The 14,425-nt window shown below is 65.5% G+C and carries 15 protein-coding genes; 3 read left to right on the top strand and 12 right to left on the bottom strand.

The genetic code is table 11. The annotated features are described in order from the left end of the window. The first annotated feature begins 87 nt into the window (after nucleotides 1-87). Nucleotides 88-810: a PhaM family polyhydroxyalkanoate granule multifunctional regulatory protein gene (locus ACP7DW_RS11640; protein ID WP_426054882.1), complete on the top strand. Its 723-nt coding sequence runs from the start codon at nucleotides 88-90 to the stop codon at nucleotides 808-810. A 20-nt stretch (nucleotides 811-830) separates the two neighbouring features. Here the strand turns inward: ACP7DW_RS11640 and ACP7DW_RS11635 are convergent, their stop codons facing one another. The 11 genes from ACP7DW_RS11635 to ACP7DW_RS11585 all read right to left on the bottom strand — a co-directional run bounded on the left by ACP7DW_RS11635 (nucleotide 831) and on the right by ACP7DW_RS11585 (nucleotide 12,251). Next, nucleotides 831-1,046: a hypothetical protein gene (locus ACP7DW_RS11635; RefSeq protein ID WP_010394693.1), complete on the bottom strand. Its 216-nt coding sequence runs from the start codon at nucleotides 1,044-1,046 to the stop codon at nucleotides 831-833. A gap of 64 nt (nucleotides 1,047-1,110) precedes the next feature. After that, nucleotides 1,111-2,841, bottom strand: a complete 1,731-nt coding sequence (locus tag ACP7DW_RS11630; RefSeq protein WP_426054883.1) for a response regulator — start codon at nucleotides 2,839-2,841, stop codon at nucleotides 1,111-1,113. 11 nt (nucleotides 2,842-2,852) lie between these two features. Beyond that, a complete protein-coding gene (locus tag ACP7DW_RS11625; RefSeq protein WP_426054884.1) occupies nucleotides 2,853-3,572 on the bottom strand; it encodes a sensor histidine kinase in 720 nt (239 codons plus the stop codon). 157 nt (nucleotides 3,573-3,729) lie between these two features. Then, nucleotides 3,730-5,505 (bottom strand): family 2A encapsulin nanocompartment cargo protein cysteine desulfurase, encoded by a 1,776-nt coding sequence (locus ACP7DW_RS11620; RefSeq protein ID WP_426054885.1) that lies wholly within the window; start codon nucleotides 5,503-5,505, stop codon nucleotides 3,730-3,732. After that, a complete protein-coding gene (locus ACP7DW_RS11615; RefSeq protein WP_128141157.1) occupies nucleotides 5,480-6,409 on the bottom strand; it encodes a family 2A encapsulin nanocompartment shell protein in 930 nt (309 codons plus the stop codon). The genes ACP7DW_RS11620 and ACP7DW_RS11615 overlap by 26 nt, the downstream gene beginning before the upstream one ends. Before the next feature lie 118 nt (nucleotides 6,410-6,527). Beyond that, nucleotides 6,528-6,752, bottom strand: coding sequence for a helix-turn-helix domain-containing protein (locus ACP7DW_RS11610; protein WP_070305409.1), 225 nt, complete (start codon nucleotides 6,750-6,752; stop codon nucleotides 6,528-6,530). A 7-nt stretch (nucleotides 6,753-6,759) separates the two neighbouring features. Then, nucleotides 6,760-7,746, bottom strand: coding sequence for a serine O-acetyltransferase EpsC (gene epsC / locus ACP7DW_RS11605; protein ID WP_426054886.1), 987 nt, complete (start codon nucleotides 7,744-7,746; stop codon nucleotides 6,760-6,762). Between the two features lie 19 nt (nucleotides 7,747-7,765). Continuing rightward, nucleotides 7,766-8,263, bottom strand: a complete 498-nt coding sequence (locus ACP7DW_RS11600) for a rhodanese-like domain-containing protein (RefSeq protein WP_298404932.1) — start codon at nucleotides 8,261-8,263, stop codon at nucleotides 7,766-7,768. Nucleotides 8,264-8,491: 228 nt separating this feature from the next. Further along, the gene (gene mnmC, locus ACP7DW_RS11595; RefSeq protein WP_426054887.1) at nucleotides 8,492-10,123 is read right to left on the bottom strand and encodes an FAD-dependent 5-carboxymethylaminomethyl-2-thiouridine(34) oxidoreductase MnmC; all 1,632 of its coding nucleotides are present in this window, start codon (nucleotides 10,121-10,123) and stop codon (nucleotides 8,492-8,494) included. After that, nucleotides 10,123-10,686, bottom strand: a complete 564-nt coding sequence (locus tag ACP7DW_RS11590) for a DNA-3-methyladenine glycosylase I (protein ID WP_426054888.1) — start codon at nucleotides 10,684-10,686, stop codon at nucleotides 10,123-10,125. The genes mnmC and ACP7DW_RS11590 overlap by 1 nt, the downstream gene beginning before the upstream one ends. Nucleotides 10,687-10,724: 38 nt before the next feature. Then, nucleotides 10,725-12,251 (bottom strand): PLP-dependent aminotransferase family protein, encoded by a 1,527-nt coding sequence (locus ACP7DW_RS11585; protein ID WP_426054889.1) that lies wholly within the window; start codon nucleotides 12,249-12,251, stop codon nucleotides 10,725-10,727. Nucleotides 12,252-12,330: 79 nt separating this feature from the next. Here ACP7DW_RS11585 and ACP7DW_RS11580 point away from each other — a divergent pair, with 79 nt between their 5' ends. Beyond that, complete coding sequence (locus ACP7DW_RS11580; RefSeq protein ID WP_426054890.1) at nucleotides 12,331-12,792, top strand: OsmC family protein; 462 nt, start codon at nucleotides 12,331-12,333, stop codon at nucleotides 12,790-12,792. Then, on the top strand, nucleotides 12,793-13,446 hold the full coding sequence (locus tag ACP7DW_RS11575) for an FMN-binding negative transcriptional regulator (protein ID WP_426054891.1): 654 nt from the start codon (nucleotides 12,793-12,795) through the stop codon (nucleotides 13,444-13,446). Here the strand turns inward: ACP7DW_RS11575 and ACP7DW_RS11570 are convergent. Next, nucleotides 13,430-14,383: an AEC family transporter gene (locus tag ACP7DW_RS11570; protein ID WP_426054892.1), complete on the bottom strand. Its 954-nt coding sequence runs from the start codon at nucleotides 14,381-14,383 to the stop codon at nucleotides 13,430-13,432. The genes ACP7DW_RS11575 and ACP7DW_RS11570 overlap by 17 nt on opposite strands. Nucleotides 14,384-14,425: the final 42 nt, after the last annotated feature.

Here is a 14,425-nt window from a genome sequence, read left to right as displayed (position 1 = left end):
TTAATGTAAGAAAATGTTGGCAGCGTTGCGTCAGTTGCAAGCTGATATCTGCTACGCTAGGGACATCCACCTACCAGGAGATTTCGCATGGCAAATCCGCAAATGCCCCAAATACCGGGCGCAGCAGTTGTGACCGATACCCTCGACTTCGTCAAAAACCTGTGGGGCAGCATGAGCGTGCCCGGCATGGGCATGCCCGGCATCACGGCGCCCACCATGTCGGTGGAAGAGCTGGACAAGAAAATCAGCGATCTGAAAGCCGTCGAAGCATGGCTGAACCTCAATACCAGCATGCTGCGCGGCAGTATCCAGGCGCTGGAAGTACAGCGCGGCACCATCGCCACGCTGAAATCGATGGGTGCTTCACTGGCGGCGGCCATCACTCAGCCGGGCGCCAGCGAGAAAAGCGTCTTTGAATCGGTGCCCTACGCTTCCGCGTTTTTCCAGCAGGCAGCACCTGCGGCACCCGCGCCTGCACCGAAACCGGTGCCCGCACCTGCGCCCGCGCCGGAACCGGTTGCGGCGGTGCCCGACGATGCCGGCAACCAGGCAGCAGCCCAGTTGGCCAATCCAAGTGCTTGGTGGAATTTGTTACAAGATCAGTTCAAGCAGGCCGTGTCGACGGCAATGTCGCCCGACGCCGCCAGTGCGGCAGCGGCCAGTTTCGGCGGTGGCGCCAAGGCCAAGCCAGCGGCCAGCAAGTCCGCCAAGCCTGCGGAAGCAGGCACGGCAGCCAAGGCCAAGGCCCCGCTGCGCAAGGCGCCCGCGAAACGCGCAGCGCCCAAGGCTAAAGCACCAGGCAAGGCCTGATACGCAAGCCAGCGATATGATCAGGCGATACGATGAATGCGGATCGCCTCGATCATGTTGTCGGCCTGGCGTTTTACGTCACCGATCGTGATCAGGCCTTCGTCGGCCAGCGCCTTGGCGTGCTCGTACGAAGACTGGAATGTTTCCAGCGTGTCTCCCTTGGCGGCGACCGGGCGTACCCAGGCAATACTGCCGACCTTCATTTTTTTGTACACTTCATTGACCACATCACGCATAGTTTCTTCCTTATTGTTGTAAAGCAACTCAAGCACGGGCGAACCCACGCTGGCCCCTAGTTTATCATCCGGCACGCTCGCGCACGGATTTTCCCCCTTTTTCCGGCGCCGGCGGCGTTTTTTCCGGCACTTCGATGGCCTGTTCCGGCCCGGGCGGCGGCGTCAGCTGCACCAGTTGCTCCATCAATTGCGCAAAGCGCTGCTGTCCCGGTGCAATTTTGTCTACATACAACAACACTTCCATGGCTTCGGCCGCCAATTCCGCCTGGTAACCGCGCTGCTCCAGGAAAGACACGATGATTTGCGCGGAATTGAACAGGATGCGCAGGTTGTTGGGCAGTTTTTCGCGTGCCGCGCGCATCCAGGCGACCGCCTCGTTGAGCTTGTCCGTCTTCCACAGCAGCACGCCCTTGTTCATCAAGTCCGACGCTTCCTTGCGCGCAGCGATGATCAGGCTGGTGCCTTCGTCGCCCATCTTCGCCTTGTCGAAGATCTTTTGCACCTCGTCCTGTACCACCTGGTTGTCGTGGTTGTTCTTCACCACGTAGCACAGCAGGCCGGCCGGCGCATCCTTGACGCCGACGGCGAACAGCAAAGTGGCCAGTTCCATGCAGATACTTTTTTCGGGCCGCGCCGGGTCTTCCAGCAGCATGGCTTCGAGTTCGTCGCCGCACTTGCGCGCGCGCCGGTAATCGCCCGTTTCGTGGTGCACCATCCCTTCCGTGATCTTCGCGCGCAAACCGATCTGCTCGGGCGGGAATTCACGCTGCGCCAGCAACAGCCATTGCAGCGCCTCCTTGGCATCCTTTTTCAGTCCGCACACGCGCGCCAGGCCCAGGTAGGCATCCGGCGTCTTCATGACAGAAAATTCACCGATGGAAATACACTTGCGAAAAGCCTTTTCCGCCATGCTGACATTGCCGACCTTCAAGGCGGCCAGCCCCAGATTGCGCTGGCGCGGCACGGAATTGGGCGACAGGCGCGCCGCCTTTTCCAGCACGCCGCAGGCTTCCTCATGCTGGCCCATCAGCTGGTACGCGACGGCCATCTGATCATAGGCATCGATGTAATACTTGTTTTCGACGATCACGCCCTGGAAGATCTGCCGCGCCGCCTCGTGCTCGCCGTTATTCATGCGGATCTTGCCCAGACCCGCCCTGGCCCAGCTGTAATCGCGCTCGGCCAGCACTTTTTCATACACGGCGCGGGCCTTTTCCGGCTCGCCGCTTTTCAGCAGCAAGGATGCCTTCATGCGCAGCAATTCCAGCGCGTGCAGCTTGTTGAGCTCGATCTGCGCGTCGCACAATCTGGCCGCGCGCAAATAGTCCTTTTCCATGCAGGCCTGGTCGATTTCGCGAAACACCTGCTTCTTGTGCCATACGCGGTTCAGCCGCGTCAGCAGCACGCCTTCCGTGATCGGCTTGATCAGGTACGCGTCGGGCTGGTGCTCGGCCGCACCCATCACCGATTCCACGCTTTTCTCGGCCGACACCATCAGCCACACGCTCGACGGCGCCGTCAGGTTGCGCACGCGCGTCTCTTCCAGCACTTGCTGGCCATTCTTGCCTTCACCGAGGTTGTAATCGCACAGCACCACGTCATAGCGCGTCTTGGCCAGCAGCTTCATGGCTTCGCCGCCGCTGGCCGCCTGGTCGATATGGCGCGCACCGAGGTTGCGCAAGGATTCGCGCAGCAGGATGCGGATGCCGATGAAATCGTCGACCAGCAGATAATGCTTGTCGGCCCAGTCGGTGCTGCCCGCTTCGGCGGCGGTGGCGTGGCTCTCTGTCGTCATGAATTCCTCGTTCAGGGCAGGCGCAGGATGAAACAGCCGCCGCCCAGCGCGCCGCTATTTTCCAGGGCGATGCTTCCGCTACGGCCCCGGTGCTTGTGCATCTTCGCCACTTCGCTGGAAAAATACAGGCCCAGTCCCGTGCTGTTGGTGGAAAAGTTCACGCCGGCCGCCATGCCATCCATGGCTGCGCTGCCCGCGTCGAGCAGCGCCTGCGAGTAGCCGTCGCCATTATCGTCCACGCGCAGCTCGAGCATGTCGTCGTGCTCGCGCACCGACAGGCGGATCGTGTCCTTCGTGTAGCGGATGGCGTTGTTGATGGCATGCGCCAGCACGCCGATGACCAGGTCTTCATCGAGGGTCCAGATCAGCTCGGCCGGGCAAGCCGTCTCCAGGCGGATGCCTTTCGAGGCCAGCAGGATCTTTTCCTGGTCCACCACCTGGTCGATGACCTGGCTCACCAGTTGCGGCTGCACGTCGAACGGGTAGCCGGGCTTGCCCACTTCCTTGTACAGGGCCAGCAGCTGGATCAGGTTATCGTTGAGGCGCTTGGTCTGGTACAGCATCTGCGCCATCTGCAGGTAGGCGGGGTCGGCCTGGGGCGCGGGCTTGGCCTGCTCGGCCGCCAGCAGCGACTCCAAAGTGCCGCTGACCACGCTGATCGAATTTTTCATGTCGTGCACGGTCGACGCCAGGAACAGGAAAAGCTCGGGCGAGCTGTGTTGATTTTCCACCGGGTATCTCCTTGGGGCCGCAGCTTGAATATTGCCAAGGATAAATTATACCGCCAGCCTGCGGACGCCAGCGAGCCGCGCGCAAAGACCGTGACCTGACGCAACAACGCCGCCCCCGCTGGCGCAAGGGCGGCATAGTCTTGACAAGCCGGCAAGATCAGCGGCGCGCACCCGCCAGGCGGCGCACCACCGCGATCAGCCGGTCGATTTCCTCATACGTGTTGTAGAAGGCGAAGGACGGGCGCACGGTCGCTTCCACGCCGAAGCGGCGCAAAATCGGCTGGGCGCAGTGGTGGCCCGAACGCACGGCGATACCCTCGTCGTTCAGAGCGCGCCCCACTTCCGCCGGCGCGTAGCCAGCCAGCACGAACGAGGCCACGCTGGCCTTCTCCAGCGCCGTGCCGATCAGGCGCACGCCGGGAATGGCCTGCAGGTGGTGCGTGGCGTATTCCAGCAGCGCGTGCTCGTAGGCGGCGATGTTGTCCAGGCCGATGCGCTGCACGTAATCGATGGCCGCGCCCAGGCCCACGGCATCGGCGATATTGCCCGTGCCCGCCTCGAAACGGTTCGGCACGCCCTGGTAGACGGTGCGCTCGAACGTGACGTCGGCGATCATGTTGCCGCCGCCCTGCCACGGCGGCAATTGCTCCAGCAAGTCCGCTTTGCCATACACGGCGCCGATGCCCGTCGGGCCGAACACCTTGTGCCCCGAAAACACGTAAAAATCGGCGCCCAGCGCCTGCACGTCCACGCGCAGGTGCGACACGGCTTGCGCGCCATCGACCAGCACGCGCACGCCGGCCGCATGCGCCAGCGCGATGATCTGTGCCACGGGCGTGACGGTGCCCAACGCATTCGACACCTGCGTCACGGACACCAGTTTGGTGCGCCCGTTAAGCAGCTTGCGGAATTCATCGACGATGATCTGGCCGCTGTCGTCGACGGGAATCACGCGCAGAGTCGCACCCTTTTCCGCCGCCAGCTGCTGCCACGGCACGATGTTGGCGTGGTGCTCAAGCTGCGAGACAATGATCTCGTCGCCGCTGGCTATGTACTTGCGGCCGAAGGTATTGGCGATCAGATTGATGCCTTCCGTGGCGCCGCGCACGAAGATGATTTCATTGGCCGACGCGGCGCCAAGAAAATTGGCCACCTTGGCGCGCGCGGCCTCGTACGCATCGCTGGCGCGCGCCGCCAGTGCGTGCGCCGCCCGATGGATGTTCGAATTCTCGTGCGCATAGAAATACGACACCCGGTCGATCACCGATTGCGGCTTGTGCGTGGTGGCCGCATTGTCGAACCACACCAAAGGCTTGCCGTTGACCCGTTCGGCCAGCACAGGAAAATCGCGCCGCACGGCGTGCACGTCGAACGGCGCGGGCGCCTGGCGTTGGCCCGGCGGCGTCGCTGCGGGCAGCTCGGTCTGGAAATAGAACGCGGGCTGGCTGTTGGCCGGCGATACGGGCAGCTGGCGCGCGGGCGAGCGCTGCGGCGTGGCATCGGGGGCCACCTGCCCCAGCCCCTGCTGCGCCAGGCCATCGAGCTTGCCGTTCGACGCGGGATAGCCATGCGCGCCACCGACAAAATAGTAGGGCGACGGTGCACCAAGGCTCGACGCGCGCGGCGTTGGCACGGAAGCCGGCGCCGGCGCAATCGGCGACTCCAGCGGCGCCGTCACGGGCGGCACTTGCGCCGTCGCCACGCCGGGGGCGATGGCGGCGAACGAGGGACCGGGCTGCGGCGGCGGCCGGTTGGCGTAGCGGGGCGCCGCATCGAGCACGCTGCCGAAACCACCGAGGCTGGGCGACTTGTCCAAGCCCGGCAGGCGTGCAAAAAATTCACCGGCCAGCCGATTCAGGGTCGCTTCATCGGGCAACAGGGACGACGGCGCCAGGGCCGCCGCGCCATCACTTGTAGGTGTCTGGGTAGTCATGGTATTTACCGATCTCCACATCTTCCAGTACGGCCAGCGCATCGTCGGTCAGCACGGCCAGCGAGCAATACAGCGAAATCAGATAGGACGAAATCGCGTGGCGGTTGATGCCCATGAAGCGCACGGACAGGCCAGGGCTTTGCTCACCCGCCAGGCCAGGCTGGAACAGGCCGATCACGCCCTGGCGCTGCTCGCCCGCGCGCAGCAGGATAATTTTCGTCTTGCCGTCTTCGATGGGCAGTTTGTCGGATGGCACCAGCGGCACGCCGCGCCAGGTCAAAAACTGGGAACCGAACAGGCTGACGGTCGGTGGCGGCACGCCGCGGCGCGTGCATTCGCGGCCGAAGGCGGCAATGGCCAGCGGGTGCGCGAGGAAAAAGCCCGGCTCCTTCCACACTTTCGTCAGCAGTTCGTCGAGGTCGTCCGGCGTGGGTGCGCCCGTCAGGGTAAAAATGCGCTGGTCGTCGTGCACGCTGGCCAGCAGGCCGTAGTCGGGATTGTTGATCAGTTCGCTTTCCTGGCGCTCCTTGATCGTCTCGATGGTCAGGCGCAGCTGCTCCTTGATCTGGTCGTGCGGGCTGCTGTACAGGTCCGACACGCGCGTGTGCACATCGAGCACCGTGCTGACGGCATTGAGAAAATACTCGCGCGGCTGGTCGTCATAGTCGACGAAGGTTTGCGGCAGTTCCGACTCGTCGCGCTGCGAGCAGGCCACGCGCACGTCCTTCGGATTTTTCACGCGATTGAGGCGGTAGATACCCGCTTCCACGGGCAGCCATTGCAGCAGGTGCACCAGCCAGCGCGGCGTGATCGTGGATAACTGGGGGACGCTCTTGCTTGCATTGGCCAGCTGGCGCGCGGCGTTATCGCCCAGCGCGAACTGGTTCTCTGTTGCTACTGTCATGACTACTCCTGATGAGAAAAGTGAATATGCTTATCTGAAAAACGAATAAAGTATCGGACGTCTCCCCTCTTCTCTCAACATGCTATCGCCATCAACGCGACGTTTTCATCGACCCGCTTTAATCCACCAATTCCGGCTCGCAGCGGGCCATCAATCCCGCCAGGCCGACGCCCAGCGCGACGGCCAGTTTTTCCACCGTCAGCAGCGACGGCGTGGCGGCGCCCCGTTCGATTTCGCCGATGAACGAGCGGTTCAAGTCGGCCGCTTCGGCCAGCCGCTCCTGCGACCAGCCATGCCCTTCGCGCAACTGGCGCACGGCCAGTCCAAACTGTTTGATCAACATGCTGTCCTCATGGGTGGTGGGCAAAAGCGGGGGGCGATGGCGCCGGCAAATCCGTTGCTTCCTGCTGGTTATGCGCCTGCGTGACATGGCTGCCGGGCGCCACGCTGCGGGTCAGCCAGACATTGCCGCCGATGACGGAACCCTGGCCGATGGTCACGCGCCCGAGTATGGTGGCGCCCGCGTAGATGACCACGTCGTCCTGCACGATGGGGTGGCGCGCCAGTCCCTTTTTCAGCACGCCGTCGGCGCCGGCGGGAAAGCGCTTGGCGCCCAGGGTGACGGCTTGATAAATGCGCACCCGTTCGCCGATGATGGCCGTCTCGCCGATCACCACGCCCGTGCCATGGTCGATGAAAAAGCTGCTGCCGATGTTGGCGCCCGGGTGGATGTCGATGCCCGTCTGCGAATGGGCCACTTCGGCGATGATGCGCGCCACCAGCGGCGCGCCCAGTGCATACAGGGTGTGCGCCAGGCGGTAGTGGATGATGGCCAGGATGCCCGGATAGCACAGCAGCACTTCATCGACGCTGTGTGCGGCCGGGTCGCCATGGAAGGCGGCCGCCACGTCCGTATCGAGCTGGGAGCGGATGCGCGGCAATGCGCGGGCGAAGCGCTGCACGATGGCCAGCGCCTGCTGTTCGATGGAGACCGTCTGCTGCAAGCCGTGCTGGCGCGCGTGGTAACTGAGTTCGCGCCGCACCTGTTCGTGCAGGCCCGTGAGCGTCGTGTCGAGCGTGTGGCCGACAAAAAAATCTTCGCTCTCCTGCTGCAGGTCGAGGGGGCCCAGGCGCATGGGAAACAGGGCCGCGCACAGGGCTTTGATGATGTCGTGCAAGTGCTGGCGCGACGGGAATTCGCGCGCGCCGCACTCCTGGCTGCCGGCCAATCCTTCGCGCCACTGCGCGCGTACGGCGCGCAATTCGTCGACGATCTGGCGCAGTTCCCATTGCGGCTGCGCGGCAAGGGAGACAGGGGGAATGGCTCGCTGGTGCATGGTGGCTCCGGGAAGAGATTTAATCTTGCAGCCAGGGCAGCGCATGCCAGCGCCAGCCGCCGCTGTGGCCACGCTGTTGCTGCGCGTCGAGGTCGCCCTCGAAGCCTTGCGCGATATTGAAGACGTGCGTGAAACCGGCCTTGGCGGCCGCTTCGGCAGCCGCGGCCGAGCGCTTGCCGCTGCGGCACAGCAGCACCACGACGGCATCCTTGCCGCCCGCCTTCGCTTCCAGTTCGCGCGTAAAGCGGGGATTGCGGTGCATGGCCGTGCCGGTGGCCCACGCCACGTGCAAAGATTGCGGCACGTAGCCGACGAACGTGCGTTCCTCATTGGTGCGCACGTCGACCAGCACGGCTTTGCCAGCCTGCACCAGCTGCCAGGCATCCTGCGCGCTGACGATGCCCGCATACGGCAAGCCCTGCGCCTGCGCCTGGGTGCGCGCGAGATGGAGTACTTCGTCAAAAGCCGCCTCGCCGTGCGCGGCGCGGGGGTCGAAAATCAGTTCTGCAGCAGCCATCGTTCCACCTCTTTATTCCGTCGTCAAAAACCAGCACGAGTCCACTGTAGCGAACTTATGTTGTTCGGAAAACAAATTAAAAAGAGTTTGGAAAGCTGAAAAACATATATAGGGACTACGCGCGGAGCGTCCGCATATGGGGTCAGACCCTCATATGCGTTGGCGCCAAGCTTTGCGTCAGCGGTGTTGGGGGTCTGACCCCAGCCCTCGCCTGCTCTGCGCCAACGCTCAAACAGCGCGGCGGCGTTCCCGCAGCAGGAAGCGGGCAGGATCAAGCGCCTCTGCCAGTTGGCGCTCCAGCGGCAACGGCTCCCCCTCCAGCTGGCACGCCAGCAGCTCGGCCGCCAGCGGCGCCCAGATCAGGCCGCGCGAAGCGTACCCCAGCAAGCCAAACAGGCCGGGCCAGCGCGGCACGTCGCGCAGGCGCTCGCAGCGGCCTGGCACGCCGGGATCGGGCAAGGCGCCCGCCAGCGGCAGGCGGTCCGGCGCCATGCAGCGAAAGCCCGTGCGCCCGGCCAGCGGCGCCTCGAACGGAGATAGAGCGAGGATGTCGGCGATCTTCGCGATATTGTCGTGCTGGCTATCCATGCGCAGGCTGCTGTCTGCATCGGCAGCATAGGTCGCGCCCACGCATACGACGCCCTGGTATGCCGGCGTCATGTAGGCCTCGCGGCAGACGACGAACGGCAAGGATGGCAGACTGCCTTCGGCCAGGTGCGTGACCTGGCCGCGCACGGCGTCCAGCGGCAGGCCGGCCGCCTGTTCGAAATCGACGGCACCCGTGCCGGCCGCCAGGATGACGGTGGGCGCCGCCGCGATCAGGGCGCCGTCCGCATCGCGCACCAGCCACTCCTGATCGCCACGTTCCAGGCGCAGGGCGCTGCTGGAAAAGCGCCGCGTGAGCAAGGTGCCGCAAGCGTCCAGCATGGCCGCGCAGACGGAAGACGGACGCGCCCAGCCGCCCTGTGCGAACCACCAGGCGCCATCGGGCGCCGGCGCGCCCAGCATGGCGCTCGCCTCGGGCGCTTCCAGCCAGCGGGCGAATTCACGCGGATACAGGCCGCTGGCGGCGATCTGCCGCTGCACCTGCGCATGCGCGCCGTCGCGCGCCAGGTGCAGCACGCCGCTTTGCGCACCCTCGATGGCGGCGCCGATGCCGCCCAGGTCTTTCCAGCGACGCAGCGAGTACAGATAGGCGGCGCGCGTCAGGCGCGTGGCGATATTGTCGTCCTTCGACAGCAACGGCATGAAGATGCCGGCCAGGTTGCCCGACGCTGCGCTGGCCGGCTGCGCGTGGCGCTCGATCAGGGTCACCTTCCAGCCGCGCGCGGCCAGCCGTTCGCAGGCGGCCGCGCCGGCCACGCCCGCGCCGATGACGATGGCGCGCCGCTCGGGCACGGTGACGGCCGCGTACTCTGCGCGCCGCGCATAAAACACGGCGCGCAAGCGGCTTTCGTCGAAGACAAAACCATTCCTTTGCAACTCCGCGCGCTGTGTCTCGTCCAGGTGCAGCGCATGCAGCTGGCCGCCATCGACCATCAGGCGCGCCAGCACCGCCATGGCGGCAGGCACCCACGCCAGCAGCACTTCATCGACACGCGCCGACAATTGCGCCAGGCAGGCATCGGGCTCGCCGATCAGCACATCGAGCGTGACGAGGCCGTCGTGCGAGACCATGCGGTGCAGGCCCGACACGCAAAGCGGCCACTGTGCGCGCCACTGCTCGGGCAAGTGGCTGGCATCGACGGGACGCGGCGCCAGCGCGATGTAATGCAGGCGCCGCCCGCCATGCGCCGTGCAGGCGGCGCGCAAGCGGGCAGCGTCAAAATCCGTGTCGAGCAGGACCAGCGGGCGGCGCATCAATGCCCCGCGCGGCAAAAGCAGGCCGGCGCATGGTCGTTGACCATGCCGATACCCTGCATGTAGGCGTAGACGATGGTCGAGCCGACGAACTTGAAACCGAGCTTGAGCAAGTCCTTCGACAACGTGTCGGACAAGGCCGTCTTGGCGGGAAACTCGCCCGGCTGCCAGCTGTTGACGATGGGCTGGCCTTCGACATACGCCCACAAAAAGCTGTCCAGGGTCTGGCCTTGCGCGCGCAGGCGCAGGTAGGCTTGCGCATTCGTGATGGCTGCCGCCACCTTCAGGCGGTTGCGCACGATGCCGGGGTCCGCCAGCAGCTGCGCCACCTTCTCCGGGCCATACGCGGCGATCTTCTCCGCGTCCCAGTCATCGAAAGCGGCGCGGTAGGTGTCGCGTTTATTCAAGATGGTTTCCCAGCTCAGGCCAGCTTGCGCGCCTTCCAGGTTCAGCATCTCGAACAGCCGGCGCTCGTCGTGGCAAGGCACGCCCCACTCCGTATCGTGGTAATCAAGGTAGCGGGGATTGGCCGGATTGGCCCAGGCGCAGCGGGTAATAGTCATGGTCGTGTTCTTCATGTGCGGGCAAGCACCAGTATAGTTTATCGGCCGCGCAGCAGGCGCCCCAGTTCCAGCAGGCCGTGCTGCATCTCTGCCGGGGCAATGGCGGCAAAGCCCAGCAGCAGTCCGGGCGGCGTGGCGCACGCCGGCCCAGCCGCCGGATCGGCATAGTGCCCCAGGGGACGCAGTTCGATGCCCCGTTCCAGCCCCGCGCGCGACACCGTTTCTTCATCGTGGCCGGCGCGAAAGTACGCGCACAATTCCAGGCCGCTGTCGGCCGGGCCGCACGCGAGCTGGTCGTCGAGTTCGCGCGCCAGGCCGCGCAGCAGCTGGTCGCGCCGTTCGGCATTGCTGTCGCGCGTGCGGCGGATATGCCGGCCAAAGTGGCCCTCGGCGATGAAGTCCGCCAGCGCCATCTGCGGCACGATGGCCGTGTGGCGGTCCATCACCGCCTTGGCCTGCACCAGCGCCTCGGCCAGCGCGGGCGGCGCCACCATGTAACCGAGGCGCAGGCCGGGGAACATCACTTTCGACAAGGTACCCACATACACCACGCAGCCATCGCGGTCCAGGCTTTGCAGGGACGCCAACGGCGCGCCCGTGTAACGGTATTCGCTGTCGTAATCGTCCTCCACCAGCCAGGCCTTGTTGTGTGCGGCCCAGGCCAGCAGGGCCAGGCGGCGCGGTAAACTCATGCTCACGCCCAGCGGCATCTGGTGCGACGGCGTCACGTAGGCCAGCTTGGCCTGCGGGCAGTGCGCCACGCCATACGCCACGTCGAGCCCCTGCGCATCGACGGGCACCGGAAAGACGCGCGCGCCGGCCGCGCGCAGTGGGCCGCTGGCGCCCCGGTAGCCGGGCGACTCCATCCAGGCCGCGTCGCCCGGTGCCAGCAGGATGGTCGACAACAGAAACAGCGCCTGCTGCGAACCCGAGGTGATGACGATCTGCTGCGGCGTGCACTGCACGCCGCGCGAGGCCTTCAGGTACACGCACAGCAGCTCGCGCAGCGGCAGGTAGCCGGCCGGGTCGCTGTAGCCGAACTGGTGGTCGGGGCGGCGCCAGCGCCGCGCTTCCAGGCGGTTCCACACGTCGAATGGAAAATGGTCGATGCGCGGCATGCCGACGCGGAAAGCGCGCAGCGGGCCCCGGTGGAAGGCCACCTGGCGCATGGCCGCCACCACGCCCTGCCCGCGCGCCGACAGGGGCCGCAGCAGGCCGGGCGCATCCATCTTTCCGGCCGGCGCGGCCACCGGTACGGACAAGGGAACGTCGCGGCTGACAAAGGTGCCGCGCCCCACGGCGCCATCGAGATAGCCTTCGGCCGCCAGCTGCGCGTACGCATTGAGCACCGTCTGGCGCGACACGGCCAGCAGGCGGCAAAAGTCGCGCGTGGGCGGCAGCTGCATGCCGGGACTCATGCGGCCATCGAGGATGGCAGCCTTGATGGCCGCATACAGCTGGCGAAACAGCGGTTCGGTGGTGCCGCGCTGCAGCGGCAAGGCGGCGATGATCTGGTTCAGGTGGGAAGCGGGCATGGCGGACGGTACTTGAATTGGTAGCTTCAAGATAGCACTTATTGGCTGTTTTAAATAGCCAAGACTGGCGCTAAGATGACGCATCCCCTCTGACTCCCGTGGAGCATCCATGCATCAGTTTTTCGCCACCGTGGCCTGGCAGCGCGACGGCCAGGATTTCGCCGGCCAGCGCTACAGCCGCGGCCATGAATGGCAATTCGACGGCGGCCTGACAGTCCCCGCCTCGTCATCGCCCCTGTCCGTGCCGCTGCCCATGTCGGTAGCGGAGAATATCGATCCGGAAGAAGCGCTGGTGGCCGCCACGTCGAGCTGCCACATGCTGTTCTTCCTGTCGCTGGCAGCGCAGCGCGGCTACGTCATCGACGACTACCGCGACGACGCCGTCGGCGAGCTGGGAAAAAATGCCGCGGGCCGCCTGGCCATGACGCGCATCGCGCTGCGCCCGCGCATCGCCTTCGCGGGAACACCGCCCTCGCCAGAGGCATTGGCCACCCTGCACCACGACGCGCACGAGCGCTGCTACATCGCCAATTCGCTGACGGCCGACGTGGTCGTGGAAGGCGTCGCCTAGATGTACACGCCCGCCACCTTCCGCGAAGAACGCCTCGACGTGCTGCATGGCCTGATAGCCGCGCATCCGCTGGGCGCGCTGGTGCGCCACGGCGCCGATGGCCTGTGCGCCGACCATCTGCCGTTCGAGATCGCCGCACCCACGCTTGACGCCCCATTCGGCATCCTGCGCGCCCACGTGGCGCGCGCCAACCCGCTGTGGCGCGCGGCCGGCGAAGACGATGAATGCATGCTGATCTTCCAGGGGCCGCACGCCTACATCACGCCCGCCTGGTATCAGGAAAAGCAGCGCAGCGGCAGGGAAGTCCCCACCTTCAACTATGCGGTGGTGCACGCGCACGGCCCCCTGCGCGCCATCGACGACGCGGCATGGCTGCTGGGATTGGTGGAGCGGCTGACGGCGCGCCATGAGGCAGATCAAGCCGCGCCGTGGCGGGTGAGCGATGCGCCGGCCGACTATATCGACAAGCTGTTAAAAGCCATCGTCGGCATCGAAATTCCCCTCACGCGCATCACGGGAAAATGGAAGCTGGGACAGAACCGCAGCATGCAAGACCAGGCCAGCATGGCCCACGGCCTGGCGCTGAACCATCAAGCCGGCGCGGCGCAGGCACTCGGTGCGCTGATCGCCGCGAACATCACGCCAGCCAGCTGACGGCCGCCGAAAACGTCAAAAACGACAGCGCCGTCGACACCAGAATGATGCGGGCGATGCGCGCCGTGTTCGCCCCGAAGCGCTCGGACAACAGCGACACATTGCTGGCGCTGGGCAGGCAAGCCACCAGCACCATGCAGGTCAGCGCGAACGGATCGAGCGGCGCGCCCAGCGCGATGGCCGCGTGACCGATGCCCCATACCAGCAGCGGATGCAGCAGCAGTTTTTTCAGCGCCACCGGGACATATTCGCCTAGCGGCGCCGGATCGCTGGTGCTCATCTGCGACCGGGCCAGCACGGCGCCGATGGTAAACAGGGCCACCGGCGAGGCGGCGTCGGCCAGCAGGCCCACCGTCTGCGTCAAAGGCTTGGGCAAAGCCAGTGCCTGCCACGACGTCAAGGCACCGAGCACGATCGCCCATGGCATGGGGTTGCCCGCCATGCCCTTCATGGCGTTGACGACGGCCGCGCGGCTGCCGTGCGCGCCGCCGCTGCCGATGCGCGACAGCGCGATGCACAACGAGCTGGTAATGAGCAAGTCGACGACGATGGTGACGATGACGGGGCCCGAGGAACGGGGCCCGAGCAAGGTCAATAGCAGCGGCACGCCCATGAAGCCGGTGTTCGGGAAGGCCGCCACCAGCGCGCCGAAGGCGGCGTTGTTCCAGTCGATGCGGTGGCTGAGCGTCATGGCCGTGGTGACGCCCACCATGATCAGCGCGCATAGCAGGTAGACGCCGAACACGCTGGCGTCGAGCAGTTGGGCGATGGGCGTGGCGGCGCCGAAGCGGTACAGCATGCAGGGCAGAGCGAAGTACAGGACAAAACTGTTCAAGCCACCGATGGCGGCCAGCGGCAGCAGCGTGCGCCGCACGGCCAGATAGCCGCACAGCACCAGGGCGAAGAACGGAAAGGTGATGGCGAGGATGGTCAGCATGGAGCACCATTGTAGCGCGCCCCGTGCAGCATCCCCTGGCGC

The sequence above is a fragment of the Janthinobacterium sp. PSRC1-1 genome (assembly GCF_049897525.1).
In the GTDB taxonomy this organism is placed as follows: Bacteria; Pseudomonadota; Gammaproteobacteria; order Burkholderiales; family Burkholderiaceae_D; genus Janthinobacterium; species Janthinobacterium tructae.
The sequence above is the reverse complement of the archived record's forward strand: the minus strand, read 5'-3'. Positions and strand labels throughout refer to the sequence as shown.